Origin of the sequence: Pseudomonas putida, from assembly GCF_002906855.1 — a bacterium.
Lineage (GTDB): Bacteria > Pseudomonadota > Gammaproteobacteria > Pseudomonadales > Pseudomonadaceae > Aquipseudomonas > Aquipseudomonas putida_N.
The window spans coordinates 1,286,319-1,308,995 of sequence record NZ_MINI01000038.1; the positions used below are offsets into that span (position 1 = coordinate 1,286,319).

The window sequence follows — 22,677 nt, forward strand, 5'->3', positions numbered from 1 at the left end:
GAGCGGGCTTGCCCCGCGAACACCGGCGGAGCCGGTGCCATGCACCGCGCCGGCTTCTTCGCGGGGCAAGCCCGCTCCTACAGGAATCGGTGAAGGGGCCTGAGAGGCTTACTGGATCAGGCCGAATTCCTTGGCCAGTACCTTGTACTCAGTCACCTGCTTCTTCACATAGCTGTCCAGCTCCGCGCCGGTCATGGCGAACGGGAACAGCTCGCGCTGGTCACGCAACTTGGCGAAGTCTTCCGAGGCCAGCATCTTGTCGAACGATTCTTTCCACCAGGCGTACTCTTCGTCGCTCACCTTCGGCCCGAGGTAGAAGCCGCGCACCACCGGCCAAACGATGTCGTAGCCCTGTTCCTTGGCAGTGGGGATGTCCTTCATCTCTGGCTCGTCCAGGCGGTTTTCCGAGAACACTGCGAGGATGCGCATGTTGCCGCTCTGGATATGCGGCATGGAGTCGGAGATGTCGGTGGAGCCGACCTGGATGTGCCCGCCCAGCAGCGCGGTGGCGATCTCGCCGCCGCCTTCCAGGGCTACGTAGCGCAAGTCGCGCGGGTTGATGCCGGCGGCCTTGGCGATCAGCGCGGTCTGCATCCAGTCCTGGCTGCCGACGGTGCCGCCGGAGCCGATCACCACCTTGCTCGGGTCTTTCTTCAGTGCCGCGACCAGGTCATCGAGGGTCTTGTAGGGCGAATCACTCTTCACGGCAATGGCACCGTAGCTGGTGCCAACTGCTGCCAGCCATTTCACTGCGTTCTCGTCGAAGCGGCCGAACTTGCCTTGGGCCAGGTTCAGCAGCGAACCGCTGGACCAGGCCACCAGGGTGCCGGCGTCGGCCGGGCGCTGTGCGACCACGGCGTTGTAGGCCACTGCGCCGACACCACCGGGCATGTAGGTCACGCGCATCGGCTTGCTGAGGATCTTCTCCTGCACCAGGGCGCTCTGCACCAGTTTGCAGGTCAGGTCGAAACCACCACCGGGCGAGGCCGGGGCGATGCATTCAGGGCGTTTCGGTTCGGTGGCGAGGGCATTGCCGGCCAGCAGCAGGCAGCCGGTGGCGAGGACGAGGCGGCGCAGTGAAAAGGTCATCGAATGTCTCCGTGAGCGTTTTTGTTATGGGTTACCACAGGGCTACGCTGTAGCTCACCAGCAGCCGTACTTCGTCCGCATCGCGGGCGAAGTTGGAGCGGAAGGTGGCGTTGCGCAGGCGCACGGCGACGTTCTTCAACGGGCCGCTTTGTACCACGTACTTCAGTTCGGTGTTGCGTTCCCACTCCTTGCCCTCGCCACCGGCAGCGCGGCTGACGTTGTCGCCGTTGATGTAGCGGGTCATGAAGGTCAGGCCGGGGACGCCGAGGGCGGCGAAGTTGTAGTCGTAGCGCGCTTGCCACGAGCGCTCGTCTCTACCTGCGAAGTCGTTGATCTGGACGAAGTTGACCAGGTACGGATCGGCACCATCGATGTAGGGGAAGGCGCTGTCGCCGGAAAGCTGCTGCCAGGCGGCGCTGACCTTGTGCCCGCCCAGGCTGTAGCTGAGCATCGTGTTGAAGGTGGTGTTGTCGATGCGCCCGGCCTTGGCCGCGCCGGCATCGTCGCTGATCGCCAGGCGCACGTCGGCGCCGAAGGTGCCCGGGCCCCACGGCTGGGTGGCGAGCATGCCGATGAAGTGCTGACGGTAGATGTCGTCGAGCTGGGCGAAGTGGTAGCTGCCGGTGATGCGATCGGTGAACTTGTAGTCCAGGCCGGCCAGGTCGAGGTTGTCGGCGCTGAAGGTGCCACCGAAGCGGCCGTTCTTGTTGTTGAGGGCCAGGTCTTCCCAGTTGGTGTCGTTGCGGTCCTTGGCCTTGTCCAGGCGCCCGCCGGTGAAGGTCAGGCCCTTGATCTCCTGCGAGGTCAGCAGGCCGCCCTCGAAGGTTTGCGGCAGGATGCGGCCGTCGTTGGGCTGCAAGGTCGGCAGTTCAGGGATCAGAGTGCCGATCTTCAGTTCGGTCTTCGACACTTTGACCTTGCCGGTCAGGCCGAGCTTGGAGTACTCGTCGGCAGCCTTGCCGTCATCGTGGGTCGGCAGCAGGCCGGTGTCGGTGCGGTCGGGGCTGGAGTCGAGCTTGATGCCCATCATGCCCAGCGCATCCAGGCCGAAGCCCACGGTGCCATCGGTATAGCCGGACTCGAAGTTGAGCATGAAGCCCTGGGCCCACTCGTCGCGCTTGGATTGTTGCGCGCTGGTGCCGTCGCGGAAGTCGCGGTTGAAGTACATGTTGCGGGTTTCGAAGGTTGCCGTGCTGTCTTCGAAGAAGGCGGCCTGGCTCAGCGGGGCGACACCGGCAAGTGCAAGGGCACTGGCGATGGCAGAAGGGCGTGCGGACAGGGAACGGCTAGGCGCGAACGCCTTAGGCTGCGATGACAGCATCGGGATGACTCCGTTTTTTTATTCTTGTTCGTTGCACCTTGCTGGTGCTTTTTTCGGCGCGTGGAGCGACCGTGATGCGATGCTAGGCAATGAACCTTTCGCTAACCTTTCAGTGTGAAAGGTTTGCTACAAGGGTCTTCACAGGCTTGGCGACGGCGGTACACTCCGCGCCACCGCCCCACCCGAGCAGGGAGAATCCGATGCGTGTGCTGCTGGTCGAAGACCATCTGCAACTGGCCGAAAGCGTGGCCCAGGCCCTGAAAAGTCAAGGCCTGACCGTGGATGTATTGCATGATGGCGTGGCTGCCGACCTGGCCCTGGCCAGCGAGGAATACGCCGTTGCCGTACTCGACGTGGGCCTGCCGCGGATGGACGGCTTCGAGGTGCTGGCGCGCCTGCGCGGTCGCGGCAAGACCCTGCCGGTACTCATGCTCACTGCACGCAGCGATGTGAAGGATCGCGTGCATGGCCTGAACCTCGGTGCTGACGATTACCTTGCCAAGCCCTTCGAACTGACCGAGCTGGAAGCGCGGGTAAAGGCCTTGCTCAGGCGCAGCGTGCTCGGTGGTGAGCGCCAGCAGCGTTGCGGGCCACTGGTCTACGACCTGGACACCCGGCGTTTCAGCCTGAGCGAGGAAAACCTGACCCTGACCTCGCGTGAGCAGAGTGTGCTTGAAGCATTGATTGCCCGCCCAGGTCGCGTGATGAGCAAGGAACAGCTGGCCGCCCAGGTGTTCGGCCTGGACGAAGAGGCCAGCCCCGACGCCATCGAAATCTACATCCACCGCCTGCGCAAGAAGCTCGATGGCCACTCGGTTGCTATTGTCACCTTCCGCGGGCTGGGTTACCTGCTTGAGCACCGCGATGCGTGACAATGGCAGCTTGCGCGGGCGGCTGCTGGGTAACCTGGCGTTGCTGCTGGTGGTGCTGATGCTGGCCAGTGGCCTGAGTGCCTACTGGAACGGTCGCGAAGCGGCCGATACCGCCTACGACCGCACCTTGCTGGCTTCGGCGCGGACCATCGCCGCCGGGCTGTCCCAACGTGATGGCAGCCTCAGCGCCGATGTGCCCTATGTGGCACTGGACACCTTCGCCTACGACAGCGCCGGGCGTATCTACTACCAGGTTTTGGACATCAATCAGCAGCTGATTTCCGGTTACGAGAACCTGCCGCCACCGCCGCCCGGCACGCCGCGTACCGACGACTATCCGGCACTGGCGCGCTTCTACGACGCCAACTACCTCGGCCAGGACGTGCGTGTGGTCAGCTTGCTGAAGGCAGTGAGCGAGCCGAACATGAACGGTATGGCGGAAATTCGCGTGGCCGAGACCGAAGAGGCTCGGGTGCGCATGGCCCGTGGGTTGATGGCCGACACCCTGCTGCGTTTGGGCATGCTGGCCCTGGCTGCGCTGGTGATGGTGTGGTTTGCGGTCAGCGCGGCGCTGCGCCCCCTGGAGCGCTTGCGCACGGCGGTGGAAGAGCGTCAGCCGGATGACCTGCGGGCGCTTCCGGTAGTGCAGGTGCAGCGTGAACTGGGCCCATTGGTGCGTGCCTTGAACCACTTCACCGAGCGTTTGCGCGGGCAGTTCGAACGCCAGGCGCAGTTCATTGCGGAGGCGGCCCACGAACTGCGCACGCCACTGGCGGCGCTGAAGGCACGGGTCGAGCTAGGGTTGCGTTCGCAGCAGCCCGAAGAATGGCGGCAGACCTTGGAGTCGGCAGCGCAGGGGACTGATCGCCTGACCCATCTGGCCAATCAGTTGCTGTCGCTGGCCAGGGTCGAGAACGGTGCCCGGGCGATTGCCGAAGGCGGTGCCCAGCGCCTGGACCTGAGCCAGCTGGCCCGTGAACTGGGCATGGCCATGGCGCCACTGGCCTACAACCGCGGCGTGGCCTTGGCGCTGGAGGCCGAGGCGCCGGTGTGGTTGAAGGGGGAGCCGACGCTGCTCAACGAGCTGCTCAGCAACCTGGTGGACAACGCGCTGGCGCATACCCCGGCGGGTGGCAATGTGATCCTGCGGGTGCTGGCGCCGGCGGTGCTGGAGGTCGAGGATGATGGGCCGGGGATTCCTGAAGATGAGCGCGAGCGGGTATTCGAGCGCTTCTATCGCAGGGGCGTGCAGGGCAGTGGGCTGGGGTTGGCCATTGTGGGTGAGATCTGCAGGGCGCACCTGGCGCAGATCAGCCTGCATGATGGCGAGAAGGGCGGGTTGAAAGTGCGGGTGAGTTTCATCGCCGACTGATCTTCTGCCTGTACTGGCCCCTTCGCGGGGCCTGTGATGTACCTGTAGGAGCGAGGTTGTCCCGCGAAGAGGCCAGTGCAGGCAGCACCTGTCAGCGCAACATGCTCCGCGCTTCCAGCAACTCGGCAATCTCCAGTTCGGTACCAAATGGCAACCCAAGGTGCCGATAAGCCGGCAACGCCGCCAAAGGCCGGCTGCGCGCGCGTTGGCTCAGGCACTTGGCGATCTGCACTACATCGATGTAGTCGACCTTGTCGGTGCGCCGGTCCAGGTCCTGCACCTGGCTCGGCAGGTTGACCAACTGCTCGGGAAACCCCCATGAAGAAAGAATCTTGTCCCCCAACACTGGCTGGATCTGCTCGATCACATAGTGCAGGCAGACCGGGTCGGAAAGCAGTTCGTTGTGTTCTTCGGCGTAGATCAGCACCGGCAGTGCGCCGATCTGGTTGACCAGCCCACCTAGGGTTGCCTGGTCGGGTTTCAGTTGCGTAAAGCGGCGGCAAATTTCATAGCTGATCCCCGCAACTTCAAGACTGTTCGACCAGATGTCCCGCAATTTTTGCTCAACTGCAGACGAGCGGGCATGGAAGATCTGTTCGATCACCAGGCCGATCGCCAGGTTGCAGCTGTAGTTGATGCCCAATCGCGTGATGGCCGTGTGCAGGTCGGTGACTTCGACCGCTGCGCGCAGCAACGGGCTGTTGACCACCTTGATCAGGCGCGCCGACAGGGCGGCGTCACGGCCGATCACCTTGCTCAGGGCGGCAACGCTGATCTCGCTGTCTTCGGCGGCCTCGCGAATGCTCAGGGCTACCTCGGGCAGGGTTGGCAGGACCAGGTCATCGTTGTCGATGGCAGCGAGCAACTGCGCTTGAACCATCTCGGCCAGCTTGTTCATGAACGTCTCAACGGCAAGGGTGGTGCACTGTTCAGCGCTGGATTTCCTGATCGCGGTCCAGCTCGTACGGCAGGCTCAGCACCTGCAGGCGAGGGCCTTCGAGGCTGTTCAGGTGCAGGTTGTCGTCCTCCACCGACTCGGCGCTGAGCACTGCAAGCAGCTCGCAGCCCTGGCCGGTGCTGGCAGCCAACACCACTTCGCCAACTGACGAACCATGGGTCGGTGAGAAGATTTCCGTACCCGGAGCCGGATTTTCCTGCTGCTCGAGTGCCAGCCGGTACTGGCGGCGCTTGAGCTTGCCCAGGTACTGCATGCGCGCGACGATTTCCTGGCCGGTGTAGCAGCCTTTCTTGAAGCTCACGCCGCCGACGGCCTGCAGGTTGATCATCTGCGGGATGAACAGCTCGCGGGTGGGGCCCATGACCTGGCCGATGCCGGCACGCACTTGCCCCAGCAGCCAGTCGTTGAGGCGGCCTTCCGGCAACGCGGCTGCCAGCTGTTGGCGAATGCTGTCGGCTCGCTCTGCCGGTACCCAGAGTTCGGCGCGGTCGGTGGAGACGGCAATGGCAATCAGGCCATCATGGCGAACGGTACTACCCGCCGCAGCCGGAAGGTCCAGCCCCAGTGCCTGCAGCGCGGTGCCGCCAGCTTGCAGGCCGTAGCGCGCCCAGGCTGCGCTCTCGTCAGTGAGCGTGGCCTTGGAAAACACGGCGTACTTCTTCAGGTCGGCCAGTTGCGGCTCCAGCAGCTCGCTGGCCATGGCCAGCAGGTAGCCATTGCCCTCGGGCAGTATGCGGAAGCTCGACTGCATGCGCCCCTTGACCATGCAGCGGGCGCCGAGGCTGGCATGCTCGAGGCTGAGGTAGTTGATGTTGCAGGTCAGCTGGCCCTGCAGGAACTTGCCGGCGTCGGAGCCGCGGACGGCGAGGATGCCCTCGTGGGACAGGGGGCTGAAGAAAGCGGAATCGGCCATGGGTCATCGCGGTGGCTAAAGACTGGCGGCCATCATAGAACGCCAGTAACAAAATAGGTAGGTGACTAGACCAACGCCCTGTGTCGCTTCGTTCACTGCGCGGTATACTGCGCGACCATTCGAGGAGGGCCCCATGGTCGAACAAACTGAACTCAACCGGCTTTTCTGGCACAGCCGCCGCGGCATGCTGGAACTGGACGTACTGCTGGTGCCATTCACCCAGGAGGTCTATCCGACCCTGAGCGAAGCCGACCGCGAACTTTATGTCCGCCTGTTGAGCTGTGAAGATCAGGACATGTTCGGCTGGTTCATGGAGCGTACCGAGTCCGAAGACCCGGAGCTGCAGCGTATGGTCCGCATCATTCTGGATCGTGTCCAGCCCAAATGAGTGTTTCGAGTGCCGCTGGCAGGGCTCGCGCCTGTTGCTGGCGGCCTACCTGGGTTGCCAGGTGCTGGCGTTACTGGTCTTGTTACTGAGCGCGCTGCCCTGGTGGCTTGGTCTTTGTGTTCTTGCCGCTTGTATTGCCCACGCTCTCTGGGCGATTCCCCGCCGTATTCTGCTGACTGATCCCCATGCCGTCACCGGTTTGCGTCGTGACGCGTCGGGTTGGCGCGTGTTCAGCCGGGCGCTCGGCTGGCAACCGGTGCGCCTGTGTCGGGACAGCGTGGCGGTGCCGGGGCTGGTGGTGTTGCGGTTCGTCAGGGCAGGGCACTGGCTCGGCGAGAGCCAGTGCGTGCCTCGGGATGCCGTGGGGGCTGAACAGCACCGGCGTTTGCGGGTGAGGTTGAAGTTCAGCCGTCGCAGGTTCGACAGCTGTTTCAGAGCGGGCTGAGGATGGTGTCCTTGGCCTCTGGCAGCATTCCAGGGTAATCCAGGGTGTAGTGCAGCCCGCGGCTTTCCTTGCGCTGCATCGCCGAGCGAATCATCAGCTCAGCCACCTGTGCGAGGTTGCGCAGTTCGATCAGGTCGCGGCTGACCTTGTAGTTGCTGTAGAACTCGACGTGATGAGGCTAAACCCAATGGATACAGGGGTTTCAGCCGATGACCATCAACCAGCCCTCCCAAACTGGGACAAACCTGTTACAAACTGCCCTCGCCAAGCCATACCACTATCGCCGGTCTGGTCGCTATTACCTTCGCCTTCGCCCTCAAGGCACCGCTAAGGGCTTCTTCACGCTGTCACTCAGGACCACCGACAAGGCCACCGCTATGACCATCTCGCAAGACATCCTCTCGACCCTCAAGGCCTACCATCTGGACAACCCAGAGGCGTCATGGGATGAGCTGAGAGAGCGTCTGTTGGACATCGCTGAGTACAGCCTGACGATGGCCCATGGCGATAGCTCACTGGTTGCCTACGAGATGATTAACGATGAGCACCATCAGGCCCTCCGTGAGGCAAGCGCAAAGCTGCCCCTGAGCGTCAATCAGCAACGGGCTGTGAGTAAGGCACTGGAGATCATTGAGGCGTCTCAGGAGCGCATGAAGGGCAGGTCTGGGAATCTGGTGGAGATCGTAAAGGGTCTCAAGGATGAGCATTGTAGCACGTCAGTGGCCCTGTCTCCGTCCCTATCTGTAAGTTCATCTGAGCGGCTGACCTTCAAGGCTCTGTCTGCGCTGTACATGGAGGAACGCAAAGACAGCATTCAGGCCAGCACCATGCGGGACGTGAGATCGTCCTGTGAGGCTATCGCTACGATCCTCGGTGACTTGGACTTGAAGGCCCATACGCGGGAGGACATGAAGAACCTTCGGGACAAACTCCTTGAGGACCGCAAGCCATCGACGGTGAAGAAGCTACTGACCCGGCTATCAACTGTCATGGACTGGGCTGTGCATAACGGTTACCTCGATAAGAGCTTCGACAAGGGTCTGAAGCCAACGAAAGGAGCTGATAGCTCCCGTGAGGCGTTCTCTCAGGATCAGGTCAAGGCCCTCATGGCGCACGCTAAGACCCTGCCGGTGGACGCATGGCTGCGTTGGGCATTGTCCCTTGGGGTCATCGCTGGGACCCGTATCGAGGAACTCAGGCAGTTAACGAAGGCCGATGTTAAGCAGGTCGGGGATGTCTGGGTTATCGACATCAATAGGAACGATGGCAAGACAGCCAAGACCAAGAATGCTTTGAGGGTCATCCCGTTGACCGATGGCGCCTATGGGTTCGACCTGAAGGCTTTCCTTGAGTTTGTCCAAAGGGCGGACTCTCGCCTGTTCGCTTTGGGCGCTGGGCGATTCTCTGAGTTGCTCAATGGGCTTATCCGTGATGTCTTGGGTGTGAAGGCTGATCGGACGCAAACCTTCCACTCGCTACGGCACTCTCTGGCTGGTGCCTTGAAGGCCGCTGAGATTCCTGTTGGCACCGCTGAGTCCATCTTGGGGCACGCTTCGGGGTCGATCAGTTATGACCTGTATGGGGCGGGCAGTGCGGTTGAGGTGGGGCGTATGGCTGAGGCACTGAAGACTGCCTTTCTCTAATGGCATGAAGGGTCTGCCGCTTGCGGTGGACCTGCTTTGAAAAGCGTAATTTCATGGGCATCGAGCTGGATGTTCTCGTGGGTCACCCTGAGCATGACCTGCTGTTCGTGGCGACTCAGGTTGCCAGAGCTGCTGGTCTGAAAGACCCATCTGTCGCAGTACGGGACCACCGGAAGACTAAGCACGGGTCTGGGCACGGGAGGATGCTTGAGGCACTGATGGGGGATTCACCCATTAGCCGCCCAGAGGACCACTTGGGCCGCTGCCTGCGCTGCAACACGGTCATGTTCATTGAGTCCGAAGTGTACGCAATGCTGCTCAGGTCACGAGCACCTCAAACCGTAAGCGAACGGGCATTACAGGTTGCGTAACGGCAGCCAGTTATGCGGCAACAACTCGGCGATCTCACTGGCGCGCTGCGTCGGCAGCCGCATCAGCACATCTGAAAGACCCTCTTAAAAGGCTAGAAGTGGTGTCCACTTAAATAGGTGGACACCATCGCCTTTGGCGGTGGGGTCAGAAAGGTGTGTTTGCTGGCCGGTTACCTCAAACCGAACCGTTCCGTAAGTGGGTCACTGAGGAAGTCCTCCCGACCATCCGCAAGACCGGCTCGTACAACGCTGCTGAGTCGAGCAACCCGATTGCCGTGGGCATCATGGATGAGCTGAAGCTGCTCCGTGGGGAACTGGTGGAACTGAAGGAGATCGTTAAGGCCCTTGTTTACTGGACTTGATGGCTGGTGTCGCCAAATACCCTCACTATGGCTGCACGTTCGCAGCGGCCATCTGAGGACCACTTCCATGACCCTGCTCACCCAACCCGGACCACTGCACCGCCACGTCGATCACGAAACCGGCACCATCCTTCACATTGACCCAATCACTGGCGAGGTCATCCGCCGCAAGGACATGGTACGACCCGCAAACCTCGAAGCCCAGTATCAGGCATGGGCCGCTGAGCGTCGTGCCGATGAGTCGCTCTCTGAGGACCACCAGAAAGCCGCCAAGGGCCTTTCCAGCGACCCCCAAGGGCAACCCCAAGAGACCCCAAGCGATGAGCCTAAGCGAGGACGTGGACGCCCAAAGGCCACCTTCGCCAACCCTGTCGCAGCCTATATGTACCTCCTTGCGATTCCCGATCCGCTGCCATGGGTAGACGACATCATTACCGGGTCAATCATCACCAGTGCAGGAGTCACCAACGGAAAGATCAACGTCAAGGCCCGAGCGGTCATCGGTGCGTTGTTCCTTTCGGAGATCACAGCGGACGCCTGCAAGACCAATGAGTATTCCTTGAGGACCGCCCAGCGAATCGCCAAGGCTGCTCGACACGCTGCCCATGGGATCGCTTCGTATGTCGAGAGACACCCAGACATCAAGGCTGAGATTGTGGCTGAGGTAGGCGCAGAGGCTCTATTCCGGGGCTTAGCGACTTAACGCCGGATAATATAAAGAAAATCTCAACGACCATCTTCAGGTCAAAGCATCGACCAGACCCAGAGGGAGAGGGGTTGTTAATTACAACTCCCCTCATCTCAAAGGGCATCTTTAAGAACACCTCAAAGGAGACCTTCCAACATGACCAGCATTGTCTGCCCAGCTAACTCACGCCTCACCGAACAAGATATGTCAGTCTTGTCTACTGTATTCCCTCGACCAGCTCGAACCCAGCTCATCGAGTTGCGTCGTGCCCTTAGTGACCATCGCTCCAACTTCAGGACCTACAAGGCTGGACAGGTCACCTTCGATATGGACGGTGTGGCCCAACGGGTCCTCGCTAAGTGTCCCCAAAAGACTCTCGACCGTTTGAACCAACTACTTGAACAAGGGTTGTGTCTTCAAGCCATCGCCTCGACTCACTTGAGGATTCCATTAAGCGGCTCTGAAGGAATCTCACTCACAACTTAAAGGCGTCCGTCAAGACTGTCGTTAAAAACCCTCACTATGGGTAAGACAGGAAGACCAACAACAAAATAATTTCCTCGACCCTGCACAACAGCCGTCGCCACGGTTGATCCAGTAGCGAGCTAACGCTGCGCCCTTCGATGCCCTTCAGGCTTGCCATGTCCTGAATCAGCGTCATCAACACCACTTGAAACCCAGAACCTTTTGATCGTCCTTGAAGATGCCCGCGAAGGCTTTCTCCTTGGCCGTCTGGTCGTGCGCGTCTATGGCGCAAGGACGAATCAAAGGGTCCCCAATAGGAGAACCCAAACCATGAAAATCACTATCACGAAAGTCCTGAAGAACGAAGTCACCGTGTCGGGCCAGACCCTGAACCGTGAGTACGTCGAGAACATCATGTTGCCCATGCTGGTCGCCCAATGCGGGACCGTTAAGGGCCAGCAATTCGAGATCGTTAAGGCGTTCGATGAGGCCGGTCTGTCGCTCCAAGCGATTCCCGTAGTTGCCCGAGAGTACCGCCAAGACCAATACCAGAAGGCCCAAGAGAAGGCTCAGAGAGAGGCTGAGGCCCGTTGGCATCAAGAGCGCTGCCGTGAGTACACACCTCGTGAGATCGCCCAAGCGAAGGCCGATAAGGAAGCCCGAGCCGCTGCCATTCGTGAGCATGGTGCCCGTATCCGTGCTGCCTCCCGTGCCAATAGCGCTGGCTGGTAACAGCACCTCGACACACAACCACTTCATTCATCTATTCAGGAGAAACAACCATGACTAAGCCATTCCAGTACACCAAACCTTCGACCTACACCACCGCCATCACCGATGAGCACACTGGGTCGATTCGATTCAACACTGCTGATGTTCGCCCAGAGACCCAAGCGGCCACCGATGTATCCGTCTATGTGGAGGCCCTTGTGGAAGCCGCTGAGGACTACTTGAACGGCGATGAGTGGCGAGAGGCTGCCATGGAGGCAACCCCTTGCGAGTTCCGTCCGGCTGGCTCTGAGGCCACTGGGCAACAAATCATCACCATGGCCGACCGCTCTGTCACCTTCGACCCTCGTAAGAACTGGGATAACCAGACCGTCGAGAAGGGCGAGGTCCTGGCCGGTTCTGTGATCTTCACCGAGGCGACCGACAAGGCATTGGTCATCAGCCACCGAGCTACGATCTTTGACCACAACCTGATGGCAGGCTTCACCGTCCAGTCTATGGAGCAAACCGCTGACAAGATGCTTCGTGACATTGAGCACAGCGCAGCCGGTAAGGTCGCTGCCATCTTGGCGACTGCCCCAAGCACTGAGAGCGTCTCTGAGGCCAAACCAACGGGTAAGCCTGCTGAGATCGCTGAGGACCTCATCGACATCCTCACGACCCACGTTAACCAGACTGTAGGGACCTCGCTGAGCGACTTCGTGATCCTGCTGCCCGTGTCACTGGTGGCTGTTCTTGAGCGTGCTGCTCAACGTGCTGGTCAGGACTCTATCGAGGACCTCATTGGCGCGGGCGTACAGCCGTACACTGGGACCGACCACGGCGTCTTCATGTTGCCCAAGCTTTTCACCTCGCTGAGCTACCGTGAGCGCCAAGACGGTAGCATCTGGAAGATTGAAGCGACTCGCAACCCAAACGCCCAAGGCTGGGACCTTGAGATCGTGGCTGTGGTGGACATCATCGCCAATGGCATGGTCAAGGTAGCTCTGACCGAGGATCGTCTTCAGACCGTTCAAGTGCCGTTCCCGCTGGTCACTCGCATTGCCCTGAGCTGATCGAAGGGAAACCCTGAGCTGATCTAAGGGAAACCCTGATAGCCCCGTAAGGCCGGACCTAAAGAGGGACCGGCAGGGGCACAGCTTCACCTATCCGCATCATCGCCCGTCGCTGGGCATCTATCTAACCGAAAGTCTTTCTGTTTGTTCCTTCATGCCACCGGCAGAACCCTTGGTCGGGTCTTTCGGCTGCCGGTGGGAGCGAACTTGAGGGAGCAAACAAGAGGAAAACAGACTATGACCATGACCACCAATACAGCGACCATCTTCGAGAACATCTCCAAGGCCGGAGCGGTATCCTCAACGACTCTCAACGGCTTACCCGGTATGTCGTCCTTGGAGATCGCTGAGATCACCGGTAAGCGCCATGACCATGTACTCAGAGACATCCGAAAGATGCTCAACGAGCTGGAAAGGGAGACCCCAAATCTGGGGGCACCTCAATGGGTCGAGGCCAGCTACCAGTCCAGTCAAAGCAAGTTATTACCGCTGACCATCCTCGACAAAGAGCTGACCTTTACGCTGCTCTCCCGGTATTCCTTCAAGCTGTCCAACATGATCGTCAAGCGCTGGCTTGAACTGGAAGGCTCAGGGTTTGAACGTGTGTCGATACAGGCTGCTGTGGTTCACCTGCTCGAACGAGAGAAGGACAACTATCGAATCGCAATGAGGGACATCAAGGCCGCTGCAAGGCGTCTCAAGGCCCGCTGAGGTCGTTGATTGATACTTCCTCAAACGAAGCGTGACGGGCTATGCTCAATAGCTAAGTTGCCCACAAAAAGGTCCCGCGATGAGTGTCACACTGTGCTACACCTACAAGGGCAAACGGGTAGTCACTAAGGTGCCTGTCCAGTCTCTGACACCACATGCGGCGCTATGCTATGCCTTGCTTCAATCAGGCGCTTCTAATGACCAATCTCAAGGGAGTTGGCCGCATACCTATGAGCGCCTCCTTGAGGTAGCCCTGCAACACGAACTCACAGACGTTCGCTTTCACAAGTCACTCTAACCCTTCAAGGAGAACCCCATGGACCACCTACAGGCCCTCTACTGGGTCTGTCTGGCCGTTCAACTGGGGTTCTGGTTGTGGTCGCATAGGCCCCCTTGAGAATCTGACAGAAAAATCTGAAAGGTCACCATTACAAGACTTCCCGCGCAGGCTCCCCCGTAGGCCCTCGCATGGGTGCCCGTGGGCGCGTTAAGGACCCTCGCGGGCAGGCGATAAGGACCCCAGCGATGGGACAAAGATGCGCCAAAGCTGTAACAAACCGGGGCCTTACCGTGCTACGCTGAGGCTTCCTAACGTGCCTCATTCGGTCGGTGTAAGGATCGTATCCTTCGCTTCTGAAAGCAGCCCTGGATAGTCCAGCGTGTAGTGGAGACCCCGAGATTCCTTGCGTTGCATGGCTGACCTAATCATCAGCTCCGCTACCTGAGCAAGGTTCCTCAGTTCGATCAGGTCCCTACTTACTCGGTAGTTGCTGTAGAACTCGTCGATCTCGTCGAGCAGCAGGCGCACGCGATGCTCGGCGCGCTGCAAGCGTTTGCTGGTGCGCACGATCCCCACGTAGTCCCACATGAAGCGGCGCAACTCGTCCCAGTTGTGGGCGATGATCACGTCTTCATCCGAATCGGTGACCTGGCTGGCGTCCCAGCAGGGCAGGGCCCTGGGCATGGCGATCTGGTCCAGATGTGCCTGGATGTCCGCCGCTGCGGCACGGCCATAGACGAAGCACTCCAGCAACGAGTTGCTGGCCATGCGGTTGGCGCCGTGCAGGCCGGTGAAGCTGGTTTCGCCGATGGCGTACAGGCCGGGCACATCGGTGTGGCCACGATCATCGACCATGACCCCGCCACAGGTGTAATGGGCGGCCGGAACCACCGGAATCGGCTGGCGGGTGATGTCGATGCCGAAGGCCAGGCAGCGTTCATAGACAGTCGGGAAGTGGCTCTTGATGAAGTCGGCCGGCTTGTGAGTGATGTCCAGGTAGACGCAGTCGACCCCCAGTCGCTTCATCTCGTGGTCGATGGCGCGGGCGACGATATCGCGCGGGGCCAGTTCTTCGCGCGGGTCGAAGCGCGGCATGAAACGCTCACCGTTAGGCAGCCGCAACAGCGCGCCTTCGCCACGCAAGGCCTCGGTGACCAGGAAGCTCTTGGCCTGAGGGTGATACAGGCAGGTCGGGTGGAACTGGTTGAATTCCAGGTTTGCCACCCGGCAGCCGGCGCGCCAGGCCATGGCGATGCCATCGCCGCAGGCTCCGTCGGGGTTGCTGGTATAGAGGTAGACCTTGGCTGCGCCCCCCGTGGCCAGCACGGTGAAGCGCGCGCCGAAGGTGTCGACTTCGCCGCTGTTGCGGTTCAGCACGTAGGCACCCAGGCAGCGGTCACCCGCCAGGCCCAGGCGGCGTTCGGTGATCAGGTCGACCGCCACGCGCTGCTCCAGCAATTCGATGTTCGGGCGCTTGCGCGCTTGTTCGAGCAGGGTGGTGAAAATCGCCGCGCCAGTGGCGTCGGCGGCGTGGATGATGCGTCGGTGGCTGTGGCCGCCTTCGCGGGTCAGGTGGAACTCGAAACCCCCATCATCGACGCTGTAGTGCTCATCGCGGGTAAAGGGCACACCTTGCTCGATCAGCCATTCGATGGCTTCGCGGCTGTGCTCGACGGTAAAGCGCACAGCGTCTTCGTCGCACAGGCCACCGCCGGCATTGAGGGTGTCCTCGACATGCGACTGCACGGTGTCGGTGTCGTCGAGTACGGCGGCGACCCCGCCTTGGGCCCAGAAGGTCGAGCCGTTGGCCAGGTCGCCCTTGCTCAGCACGGCAATGCGCAAATGGCCGGGAAGGTTAAGTGCCAGGCTGAGACCGGCTGCGCCGCTGCCGATCACCAGGACATCATGTTGGAATTGTTGGCTCATGTCGGGACACTAGTAATCTTTGGAAAGGGCGCGGCACAATAGTCACGTGCAGATGGCAATGTGAAACTATCGTGAATGCTGGCCGGGCTGCCTTTATAGCAGCCTGCGGCAGCCAATTTCCATGCTAGTTAGGACGTTGCGTCAATCTTTGCGGGAACTTTCCGATACGGCCGGAAATCCTATGAAGGCTGTCCGCACGCCACAATTTGCCGCGGCGACGCAGGGCGGCAGCTCTATTCGGGCTGACACCTGCGTATTCGAAACCTGATTATCGACGTAGCGGGCCGTGACCGCGCAGCGTCTTCCGTGCGAGCCGACCAAGGGCCGCAGGAAACTTGCTTGGAGGGGAGAACTTTTGCGCAAAGCCCGAGTCTATGGTTGCAAGCCTGAACAAAGGCTGTGGCAACGCTCCTTCGAGTTCACTGAGGAGTGTTCATGCTAACCCAGGAAGAGGATCAGCAGCTTGTCGAGCGCGTGCAGCGCGGCGACAGGCGAGCGTTCGATCTGTTGGTGCTGAAGTATCAGCACAAGATTCTAGGGTTGATCGTGCGGTTTGTTCACGACACCCACGAGGCCCAGGATGTGGCGCAGGAAGCCTTTATCAAGGCCTACCGTGCGCTTGGCAATTTCCGCGGTGACAGTGCGTTTTATACCTGGCTGTACCGCATCGCCATCAACACGGCGAAGAACTACCTGGTGTCCCGTGGAAGACGGCCACCAGACAGCGATGTGAGCTCCGAGGATGCGGAGTTTTACGACGGCGATCATGGTCTCAAGGATCTCGAGTCCCCAGAGCGCTCGTTGTTGCGGGATGAAATCGAAGGCACTGTCCATCGCACCATCCAGCAACTGCCCGAAGACCTGCGCACGGCACTGACGCTGCGTGAGTTCGACGGGTTGAGTTACGAAGACATTGCCAGTGTCATGCAATGTCCGGTGGGTACCGTGCGCTCTCGAATCTTCCGCGCTCGGGAGGCCATAGATAAAGCCCTGCAGCCGTTGTTGCAGGAAACCTGAGACAGCGGCGACAGCCGAGAGAGGAACCGCCATGAGTCGTGAAGCTTTGCAGGAATCGCTGTCCGCGGTGATGGATAACGAAGCGGACGAACTGGAATTGCGTCGCGTGTTGAACGCCGTCGACGATGCCGAAACCCGTGCCACCTGGTCGCGTTACCAGGTAGCCCGCGCAGCTATGCACAAGGAACTGCTGCTGCCCAAGCTGGATATCGCTTCGGCGGTCTCCGCCGCGTTGGCCGATGAAGCCGTGCCGGCCAAGGTCAAGCAGGGCCCGTGGCGCAGCATTGGCCGCTTGGCCGTGGCTGCCTCGGTCACTGTAGCGGTGCTGGCTGGCGTACGCATGTACAACCAGGACGAGATCACCGGCGCCGAGCTGGCTGCCCAGCAGCCTGCACAGCAAGGCCTGACCATGCCACAAAGTCAGGGCCCTGCGGTTTTGGCAGGCTATAGTGAAAGCAGTGAGCAACCGACCGGGCCTATGGCCAACGGCGTGCTGCAGAACCAGGCCGGCTGGGATCAGCGTCTGCCAGGCTATCTGCGCCAGCACGCGCAGGAATCCGCGCTCAAGGGCACTGAAACCGCCCTGCCGTATGCCCGCGCCGCCAGCCTGGAAAACCGCTAAGTAAGGAGGATCATGCGCGCGCTACCTCTCCTGTCGCTGCTGATAGGCAGCTGCATGACGGTGCCAGCGTTGGCAGCCAATTCATCGCCCGAGGCGAGTGAATGGTTGAACAAGCTGGCACAGGCCGAGCAGAAGCAGAGTTACCAGGGCTCCTTCGTCTACGAACGTAACGGCAGCTTTTCTTCCCACGATATCTGGCATCGCGTTCAGGACGGCAAGGTCAGCGAGCGGCTTCTGCAGCTCGATGGCACCGCCCAGGAAATCGTGCGCGTGAATGGCAAGGTGCAGTGCGTCAGTGGTGCCTTGGCGAGCGGTGTAAGTAACCTTCCCGATTCTGCACAGCGTTCGCTCGATCCCCTCAAGTTGATGAGCTGGTATGACCTGAGCGTGGCAGGCAAGTCACGGGTCGCTGACCGCGATGCCGTGATTGTCACGCTGACACCTCGCGATCAGCACCGCTACGCATTCGAGCTCCACCTGGACCGACGAACCGGCCTGCCGCTGCGCTCATTGATGCTCAATGACAAGGGGCAACTGCTCGAGCGCTTCCAGATGACCCGCCTGGACACCGACGGCCAGCCTACTGACAAAGACCTGCAAGCCAGTGCTGCGTGCAAGCCGGTCGAGCGGGTGGCCAGTAGCACCAGCGAAGCGGTTGCCGGTTGGCGTTCGGACTGGCTGCCGCCGGGGTTCGAGTTGATCAACAGTACGGTGCGCCGCGACCCTGAGCGCAACAGCTCGATCAGCAGCCTGATGTATGACGATGGCCTGGCCCGATTCTCGGTGTTCCTCGAACCCGTGAAGGATGATGCCGGTGCCGATGTGCGCACCCAGCTTGGCCCGACCTCGGCCGTTTCACGCCGGCTGAATACACCCAAAGGCAAGGTGCAGGTCACCGTGGTTGGCGAAATTCCGCTGGGTACGGCAGAACGTATCGCGCTGTCGATGCGTCCTCAGGATGCCCAGGCACGCCAGTGACGGCGCGCTTTTGCGGGCCGAATCAAGGGCAATGCACAGGCGAACGGACCCGCGGCTGAAATGAAATTAAAGCATTGTCATTTGCAATCCTTCGGCAAATTTTCTATAGGTCAGGCTTCTGGAAGTCTGGCCTTTCCTGCTTTGGGCAGGGCTATTTCAACTACCGCTCGTTGTGACGGGAGCCGTATGTCAATACCACGCTTGAAATCCTACCTAACGATGTTCGCCGCCGTGCTGATGCTTGGCCAGGTGCTCAGCGCCCAGGCCGATGAAGCCCTGCCGGACTTCACCACCCTGGTCGAGCAAGCCTCGCCGGCCGTGGTCAATATCAGCACCAAGCAGAAGCTGCCGGACCGCGTCGCCTCCGGGCAGATGCCGGACCTCGAAGGCCTGCCGCCGATGTTCCGCGAATTTTTCGAACGCAACATGCCGCAGCAGCCGCGTTCGCCGCGCGGCGACCGTCAACGCGAGGCCATGTCGCTGGGTTCTGGCTTCATCATTTCCAGCGATGGCTATGTTCTGACCAACAACCACGTGGTTGCCGATGCCGACGAGATCATCGTCCGCCTGTCGGACCGCAGCGAGCTGCAAGCCAAGCTGATCGGCACCGACCCGCGCACCGACGTGGCCCTGCTCAAGGTCGAGGGCAAGAACCTGCCGACCGTCAAGCTGGGTGATTCCGAGAAGCTCAAGGTTGGCGAATGGGTGCTGGCCATCGGTTCGCCGTTCGGCTTCGACCACTCGGTGACCAAAGGTATCGTAAGTGCCAAGGGGCGGACGCTGCCCAACGATACCTATGTGCCTTTCATCCAGACCGATGTGGCCATCAACCCGGGCAACTCCGGTGGCCCGCTGTTCAACATGAAAGGCGAAGTGGTAGGTATCAACTCGCAAATTTTCACCCGCTCCGGCGGCTTCATGGGCCTTTCCTTCGCCATCCCGATCGACGTCGCCCTCGACGTGTCCAATCAGCTGAAGAAAGACGGCAAGGTCAGCCGCGGCTGGCTGGGCGTGGTGATTCAGGAGGTCAACAAGGACCTGGCTGAATCGTTCGGCCTCGACAAACCGGCCGGTGCCCTGGTGGCGCAAGTACTGGAAAACGGCCCGGCAGCCAAGGGCGGCCTGCAGGTAGGTGACGTGATCCTGAGCATGAACGGCCAGCCGATCGTCATGTCGGCCGACCTGCCGCACCTGGTCGGCAGCCTGAAGGACGGCGAGAAAGCCAAGCTCGAAATCATCCGCAACGGCAAGCGCCAGACCCTGGACGTCGCCGTAGGCCCGATGCCGGATGACGATGCCGACATCGGTGCCGGTTCTGGCCCTGAAGGCGGCGCCGAGCGCAACAGCAACCGCCTGGGCGTGTCGGTATCGGACCTGACCGCCGAACAGAAGAAGACCCTGGAACTCAAGGGTGGCGTGGTCATCAAGGAAGTCCAGGACGGCCCGGCCGCGATGATTGGGCTGCGCCCGGGCGACGTGATCAGCCACCTGAACAATCAGGCGGTCGCCTCGGCCAAGCAGTTCACTGAAATCGCCAAGGACCTGCCGAAGAACCGTTCGGTGTCGATGCGCGTACTGCGCCAGGGACGTGCCAGCTTCATCACCTTCAAACTCGCCGAATAAGCGGGCTCAGGGGTAGGAAAGGGCAGCTTCGGCTGCCCTTTTTCATGAAAGTTCACAATTGCGGGGACGAATGCTGTGTACAGTCCGATAGAGGAATCTCCCATAACCCAGCAGCTTAAGGTACAATTCCCGGCTATTTTTCGGCGGGCGTCCGGCTCGCAGCCTTTTCCGAGTGTTGACCCGTGAGTGATTTGAGTCATATCCGCAATTTCTCCATCATCGCCCACATCGACCATGGCAAGTCGACGCTGGCCGACCGTTTCATTCAAATGTGCGGTGGCCTGTCGGCGCGCGAAATGGAAGCCCAGGTACTGGACTCCATGGACCTGGAGCGCGAACGCGGTATCACCATCAAGGCCCACAGCGTCACGCTCAACTACAAGGCGCAAGACGGCAAGGTCTACCAGCTGAACTTCATTGACACCCCTGGTCACGTCGACTTCACCTACGAAGTTTCGCGTTCGCTGGCGGCCTGTGAAGGTGCGCTGCTGGTGGTGGACGCCGGCCAGGGCGTCGAAGCCCAGTCCGTGGCCAACTGCTACACCGCCATCGAGCAGGGCCTGGAAGTCATGCCGGTCCTGAACAAGATGGACCTGCCCCAGGCCGATCCGGACCGCGTGAAGGACGAGATCGAGAAGATCATCGGTATCGACGCCACCGACGCCGTGGCCTGCAGCGCCAAGAGCGGCATGGGCGTGGACGAGGTGCTCGAGCGCCTGGTGCAGACCATCCCCGCGCCGGAAGGCGATATCGAGGCGCCACTGCAGGCGCTGATCATCGACTCCTGGTTCGACAACTACCTGGGCGTGGTCTCGCTGGTGCGTGTGCGCCACGGCCGCGTCAAGAAAGGCGACAAGATCCTGGTCAAGTCCACCGGCAAGGTGCACCTGGTCGACAGCGTCGGTGTCTTCACCCCGAAGCATACCCAGACTGCCGACCTGAAGGCCGGTGAAGTAGGCTTCATCATTGCCAGCATCAAGGACATTCACGGTGCGCCGGTCGGTGACACCCTGACGCTGTCCTCTACGCCAGAAGTCGAAGTGCTGGCCGGTTTCAAGAAGATTCAGCCACAGGTCTACGCCGGTCTGTTCCCGGTCAGCTCCGATGACTTCGAGGACTTCCGCGACGCCCTGCAGAAGCTCACCCTGAACGATTCGTCGCTGCAGTACATGCCGGAAAGCTCCGATGCTCTGGGCTTCGGCTTCCGTTGTGGCTTCCTCGGCATGCTGCACATGGAGATCATCCAGGAGCGCCTGGAGCGCGAATACGACCTGGACCTGATCACCACCGCGCCAAGCGTGATCTACGAGCTGGAACTGAAAACCGGCGAAACCATCATCGTCGACAACCCGTCCAAGCTGCCAGATGTATCCTCGGTGCTCGACTTCCGCGAGCCGATCGTCACCGCGACCATTCTGGTACCGCAGGAGCACTTGGGCAACGTCATCACCCTGTGCATCGAGAAGCGTGGTGTGCAGCGCGACATGCAGTTCCTCGGCAGCCAGGTGCAGGTGCGCTATGACATGCCGATGAACGAAGTGGTACTGGACTTCTTCGACCGCCTGAAGTCGACCAGCCGCGGCTATGCTTCGCTGGACTATCATTTCGATCGCTACCAGTCGGCCAACCTGGTCAAGCTGGATGTACTGATCAACGGCGACAAGGTCGATGCCCTGGCATTGATCGTGCACCGCGACAACGCGGCCTACAAAGGCCGTGCGTTGACCGAGAAGATGAAGGAGCTGATCCCTCGGCAGATGTTCGACGTGGCGATCCAGGCTGCCATTGGTGGCCAGATCATCGCGCGGACGACCGTCAAGGCGCTCAGAAAGAACGTGCTGGCCAAGTGCTACGGTGGTGACGTCAGCCGTAAGAAGAAACTGCTGGAGAAGCAGAAGGCCGGTAAAAAACGCATGAAACAGGTGGGTAACGTGGAGATTCCACAGGAAGCCTTCCTCGCCGTGCTCAGGTTGGATAGCTAGGTCCTATGTCGCTAAATTTCCCGCTGTTGCTAGTCATCGCCGTCTTCGTCTGCGGTCTGCTGGGCTTGATCGATCTGCTGTTCCTGGCCCCGCGCCGGCGGGCAGCGATCGCCAACTACCAGGGCAGCGTCACCCAACCAGAAATGGCGGTGGTCGAGCGCCTGAACAAAGAGCCGCTGCTGGTTGAGTACGGCAAGTCGTTCTTCCCGGTGCTGTTCATCGTGCTGGTGCTGCGCTCGTTCCTGGTCGAACCGTTCCAGATCCCTTCAGGGTCGATGAAACCGACCCTGGAAGTGGGCGATTTCATCCTGGTGAACAAGTTCTCCTATGGCATCCGCCTGCCGGTGATCGACAAGAAGGTCATCGAGGTGGGTGACCCGCAACGCGGCGATGTGATGGTGTTCCGCTACCCGAGCGACCCGAACGTCAACTACATCAAGCGTGTGGTCGGCCTGCCGGGCGACAAGATCAGCTACACCAACGACAAGCGGCTGTTCGTCAACGGCCAGCCGATTGCCGAGCAGTTGGTCGGCGCCGAACCCGGTACCCTGGGCAGCGCCGAGTTGTACAAGGAGAAACTCGGCGAAGCCGAACACCTGATCCGCAAGGAGATGACCCGCTATCGCATGCCACCGGACCAGCAATGGACCGTACCGGCCGGCCATTACTTCATGATGGGCGACAACCGCGACAACTCCAACGACAGCCGCTACTGGGATGACCCGAAAATCCCTAAAGAGCTGCACGGCATGGTTCCGGACCGGAACATCGTCGGCAAGGCCTTCGCGGTCTGGATGAGCTGGCCTGAGCCCAAGCTCAGCCACTTGCCCAACCTGTCGCGGGTCGGCCTGATCCATTGATACCCTT

The 22,677-nt window shown here is 60.6% G+C and carries 20 protein-coding genes and 1 pseudogene; 15 read left to right on the forward strand and 6 right to left on the reverse strand.

Annotated features, from left to right (window positions below; genetic code table 11):
• Positions 1 to 108 precede the first annotated feature (108 nt).
• A complete protein-coding gene (locus BGP85_RS18595; protein ID WP_103449356.1) occupies positions 109 to 1,089 on the reverse strand; it encodes a Bug family tripartite tricarboxylate transporter substrate binding protein in 981 nt (326 codons plus the stop codon).
• 31 nt (positions 1,090 to 1,120) lie between these two features.
• Positions 1,121 to 2,410 (reverse strand): OprD family porin, encoded by a 1,290-nt coding sequence (locus tag BGP85_RS18600; RefSeq protein WP_103449357.1) that lies wholly within the window; start codon positions 2,408 to 2,410, stop codon positions 1,121 to 1,123.
• Positions 2,411 to 2,610: 200 nt separating this feature from the next.
• Between BGP85_RS18600 and BGP85_RS18605 the strand changes: the two genes are divergently transcribed.
• Together BGP85_RS18605 and BGP85_RS18610 are read left to right on the forward strand one after the other, a co-directional pair.
• Positions 2,611 to 3,282: a response regulator gene (locus BGP85_RS18605; protein WP_103449358.1), complete on the forward strand. Its 672-nt coding sequence runs from the start codon at positions 2,611 to 2,613 to the stop codon at positions 3,280 to 3,282.
• Positions 3,275 to 4,654, forward strand: coding sequence for a sensor histidine kinase (locus BGP85_RS18610; protein WP_103449359.1), 1,380 nt, complete (start codon positions 3,275 to 3,277; stop codon positions 4,652 to 4,654). The genes BGP85_RS18605 and BGP85_RS18610 overlap by 8 nt, the downstream gene beginning before the upstream one ends.
• A 91-nt stretch (positions 4,655 to 4,745) precedes the next feature.
• Here BGP85_RS18610 and BGP85_RS18615 read toward each other — a convergent pair whose 3' ends face one another.
• Both BGP85_RS18615 and ygfZ read right to left on the reverse strand, forming a co-directional pair.
• The gene (locus tag BGP85_RS18615; RefSeq protein WP_103449360.1) at positions 4,746 to 5,552 is read right to left on the reverse strand and encodes an HDOD domain-containing protein; all 807 of its coding nucleotides are present in this window, start codon (positions 5,550 to 5,552) and stop codon (positions 4,746 to 4,748) included.
• A gap of 31 nt (positions 5,553 to 5,583) precedes the next feature.
• Positions 5,584 to 6,525: a CAF17-like 4Fe-4S cluster assembly/insertion protein YgfZ gene (gene ygfZ / locus BGP85_RS18620; protein WP_103449361.1), complete on the reverse strand. Its 942-nt coding sequence runs from the start codon at positions 6,523 to 6,525 to the stop codon at positions 5,584 to 5,586.
• Positions 6,526 to 6,658: 133 nt separating this feature from the next.
• Between ygfZ and BGP85_RS18625 the strand changes: the two genes are divergently transcribed.
• Both BGP85_RS18625 and BGP85_RS18630 read left to right on the forward strand, forming a co-directional pair.
• The gene (locus BGP85_RS18625; RefSeq protein WP_008094993.1) at positions 6,659 to 6,913 is read left to right on the forward strand and encodes an FAD assembly factor SdhE; all 255 of its coding nucleotides are present in this window, start codon (positions 6,659 to 6,661) and stop codon (positions 6,911 to 6,913) included.
• A complete protein-coding gene (locus BGP85_RS18630; protein WP_103449362.1) occupies positions 6,897 to 7,358 on the forward strand; it encodes a protein YgfX in 462 nt (153 codons plus the stop codon). Before BGP85_RS18625 ends, BGP85_RS18630 begins: the two co-directional genes overlap by 17 nt.
• Here the strand turns inward: BGP85_RS18630 and BGP85_RS18635 are convergent.
• Positions 7,345 to 7,524: pseudogene (locus BGP85_RS18635) on the reverse strand (L-aspartate oxidase); the annotation flags it as partial. The gene BGP85_RS18630 and the pseudogene BGP85_RS18635 sit on opposite strands and share 14 nt — an antisense overlap.
• 43 nt (positions 7,525 to 7,567) lie before the next feature.
• On the opposite strand from BGP85_RS18635, the gene BGP85_RS18640 reads away from it, so the two are divergent.
• The 5 genes from BGP85_RS18640 to BGP85_RS18670 all read left to right on the forward strand — a co-directional run bounded on the left by BGP85_RS18640 (position 7,568) and on the right by BGP85_RS18670 (position 13,382).
• The gene (locus BGP85_RS18640; protein ID WP_070096170.1) at positions 7,568 to 9,001 is read left to right on the forward strand and encodes a tyrosine-type recombinase/integrase; all 1,434 of its coding nucleotides are present in this window, start codon (positions 7,568 to 7,570) and stop codon (positions 8,999 to 9,001) included.
• An 800-nt stretch (positions 9,002 to 9,801) separates the two neighbouring features.
• Complete coding sequence (locus tag BGP85_RS18655) at positions 9,802 to 10,437, forward strand: hypothetical protein (protein WP_070096172.1); 636 nt, start codon at positions 9,802 to 9,804, stop codon at positions 10,435 to 10,437.
• Between the two features lie 780 nt (positions 10,438 to 11,217).
• Positions 11,218 to 11,619 (forward strand): hypothetical protein, encoded by a 402-nt coding sequence (locus BGP85_RS18660; RefSeq protein WP_054904073.1) that lies wholly within the window; start codon positions 11,218 to 11,220, stop codon positions 11,617 to 11,619.
• Positions 11,620 to 11,669: 50 nt separating this feature from the next.
• Positions 11,670 to 12,671 carry a hypothetical protein gene (locus tag BGP85_RS18665; protein ID WP_061202907.1) on the forward strand — a complete coding sequence of 334 codons (1,002 nt, stop codon included), beginning with the start codon at positions 11,670 to 11,672 and terminating at the stop codon, positions 12,669 to 12,671.
• 237 nt (positions 12,672 to 12,908) lie between these two features.
• Positions 12,909 to 13,382: a Rha family transcriptional regulator gene (locus tag BGP85_RS18670; RefSeq protein WP_054903677.1), complete on the forward strand. Its 474-nt coding sequence runs from the start codon at positions 12,909 to 12,911 to the stop codon at positions 13,380 to 13,382.
• Between the two features lie 598 nt (positions 13,383 to 13,980).
• Here the strand turns inward: BGP85_RS18670 and nadB are convergent.
• A complete protein-coding gene (gene nadB / locus BGP85_RS18675) occupies positions 13,981 to 15,588 on the reverse strand; it encodes an L-aspartate oxidase (RefSeq protein ID WP_103449365.1) in 1,608 nt (535 codons plus the stop codon).
• A gap of 435 nt (positions 15,589 to 16,023) precedes the next feature.
• Here nadB and rpoE point away from each other — a divergent pair, with 435 nt between their 5' ends.
• The 6 genes from rpoE to lepB all read left to right on the forward strand — a co-directional run bounded on the left by rpoE (position 16,024) and on the right by lepB (position 22,670).
• Positions 16,024 to 16,605, forward strand: coding sequence for an RNA polymerase sigma factor RpoE (rpoE, locus tag BGP85_RS18680; RefSeq protein ID WP_003252049.1), 582 nt, complete (start codon positions 16,024 to 16,026; stop codon positions 16,603 to 16,605).
• 31 nt (positions 16,606 to 16,636) lie between these two features.
• Complete coding sequence (locus BGP85_RS18685; RefSeq protein ID WP_103449366.1) at positions 16,637 to 17,227, forward strand: sigma-E factor negative regulatory protein; 591 nt, start codon at positions 16,637 to 16,639, stop codon at positions 17,225 to 17,227.
• Between the two features lie 12 nt (positions 17,228 to 17,239).
• Entirely contained in the window at positions 17,240 to 18,205 is a 966-nt protein-coding gene (locus BGP85_RS18690; RefSeq protein ID WP_103449367.1) for a MucB/RseB C-terminal domain-containing protein, read from the forward strand.
• A 186-nt stretch (positions 18,206 to 18,391) separates the two neighbouring features.
• Entirely contained in the window at positions 18,392 to 19,828 is a 1,437-nt protein-coding gene (locus BGP85_RS18695; RefSeq protein WP_103449368.1) for a DegQ family serine endoprotease, read from the forward strand.
• Between the two features lie 182 nt (positions 19,829 to 20,010).
• Positions 20,011 to 21,810: a translation elongation factor 4 gene (lepA, locus tag BGP85_RS18700; RefSeq protein WP_060508428.1), complete on the forward strand. Its 1,800-nt coding sequence runs from the start codon at positions 20,011 to 20,013 to the stop codon at positions 21,808 to 21,810.
• Positions 21,811 to 21,815: 5 nt separating this feature from the next.
• On the forward strand, positions 21,816 to 22,670 hold the full coding sequence (gene lepB, locus BGP85_RS18705; RefSeq protein WP_103449369.1) for a signal peptidase I: 855 nt from the start codon (positions 21,816 to 21,818) through the stop codon (positions 22,668 to 22,670).
• The last annotated feature ends 7 nt before the right edge of the window (positions 22,671 to 22,677 follow it).

Coding starts and splice junctions, on each gene's coding strand:
- BGP85_RS18595 (WP_103449356.1), bottom strand. CDS start 1,089: ATGACCTTTTCACTGCGCCGCCTCGTCCTCGCCACCGGCTGCCTGCTG.
- BGP85_RS18600 (WP_103449357.1), bottom strand. CDS start 2,410: ATGCTGTCATCGCAGCCTAAGGCGTTCGCGCCTAGCCGTTCCCTGTCC.
- BGP85_RS18605 (WP_103449358.1), top strand. CDS start 2,611: ATGCGTGTGCTGCTGGTCGAAGACCATCTGCAACTGGCCGAAAGCGTG.
- BGP85_RS18610 (WP_103449359.1), top strand. CDS start 3,275: ATGCGTGACAATGGCAGCTTGCGCGGGCGGCTGCTGGGTAACCTGGCG.
- BGP85_RS18615 (WP_103449360.1), bottom strand. CDS start 5,552: ATGAACAAGCTGGCCGAGATGGTTCAAGCGCAGTTGCTCGCTGCCATC.
- ygfZ (WP_103449361.1), bottom strand. CDS start 6,525: ATGGCCGATTCCGCTTTCTTCAGCCCCCTGTCCCACGAGGGCATCCTC.
- BGP85_RS18625 (WP_008094993.1), top strand. CDS start 6,659: ATGGTCGAACAAACTGAACTCAACCGGCTTTTCTGGCACAGCCGCCGC.
- BGP85_RS18640 (WP_070096170.1), top strand. CDS start 7,568: ATGACCATCAACCAGCCCTCCCAAACTGGGACAAACCTGTTACAAACT.
- BGP85_RS18655 (WP_070096172.1), top strand. CDS start 9,802: ATGACCCTGCTCACCCAACCCGGACCACTGCACCGCCACGTCGATCAC.
- BGP85_RS18660 (WP_054904073.1), top strand. CDS start 11,218: ATGAAAATCACTATCACGAAAGTCCTGAAGAACGAAGTCACCGTGTCG.
- BGP85_RS18665 (WP_061202907.1), top strand. CDS start 11,670: ATGACTAAGCCATTCCAGTACACCAAACCTTCGACCTACACCACCGCC.
- BGP85_RS18670 (WP_054903677.1), top strand. CDS start 12,909: ATGACCATGACCACCAATACAGCGACCATCTTCGAGAACATCTCCAAG.
- nadB (WP_103449365.1), bottom strand. CDS start 15,588: ATGAGCCAACAATTCCAACATGATGTCCTGGTGATCGGCAGCGGCGCA.
- rpoE (WP_003252049.1), top strand. CDS start 16,024: ATGCTAACCCAGGAAGAGGATCAGCAGCTTGTCGAGCGCGTGCAGCGC.
- BGP85_RS18685 (WP_103449366.1), top strand. CDS start 16,637: ATGAGTCGTGAAGCTTTGCAGGAATCGCTGTCCGCGGTGATGGATAAC.
- BGP85_RS18690 (WP_103449367.1), top strand. CDS start 17,240: ATGCGCGCGCTACCTCTCCTGTCGCTGCTGATAGGCAGCTGCATGACG.
- BGP85_RS18695 (WP_103449368.1), top strand. CDS start 18,392: ATGTCAATACCACGCTTGAAATCCTACCTAACGATGTTCGCCGCCGTG.
- lepB (WP_103449369.1), top strand. CDS start 21,816: ATGTCGCTAAATTTCCCGCTGTTGCTAGTCATCGCCGTCTTCGTCTGC.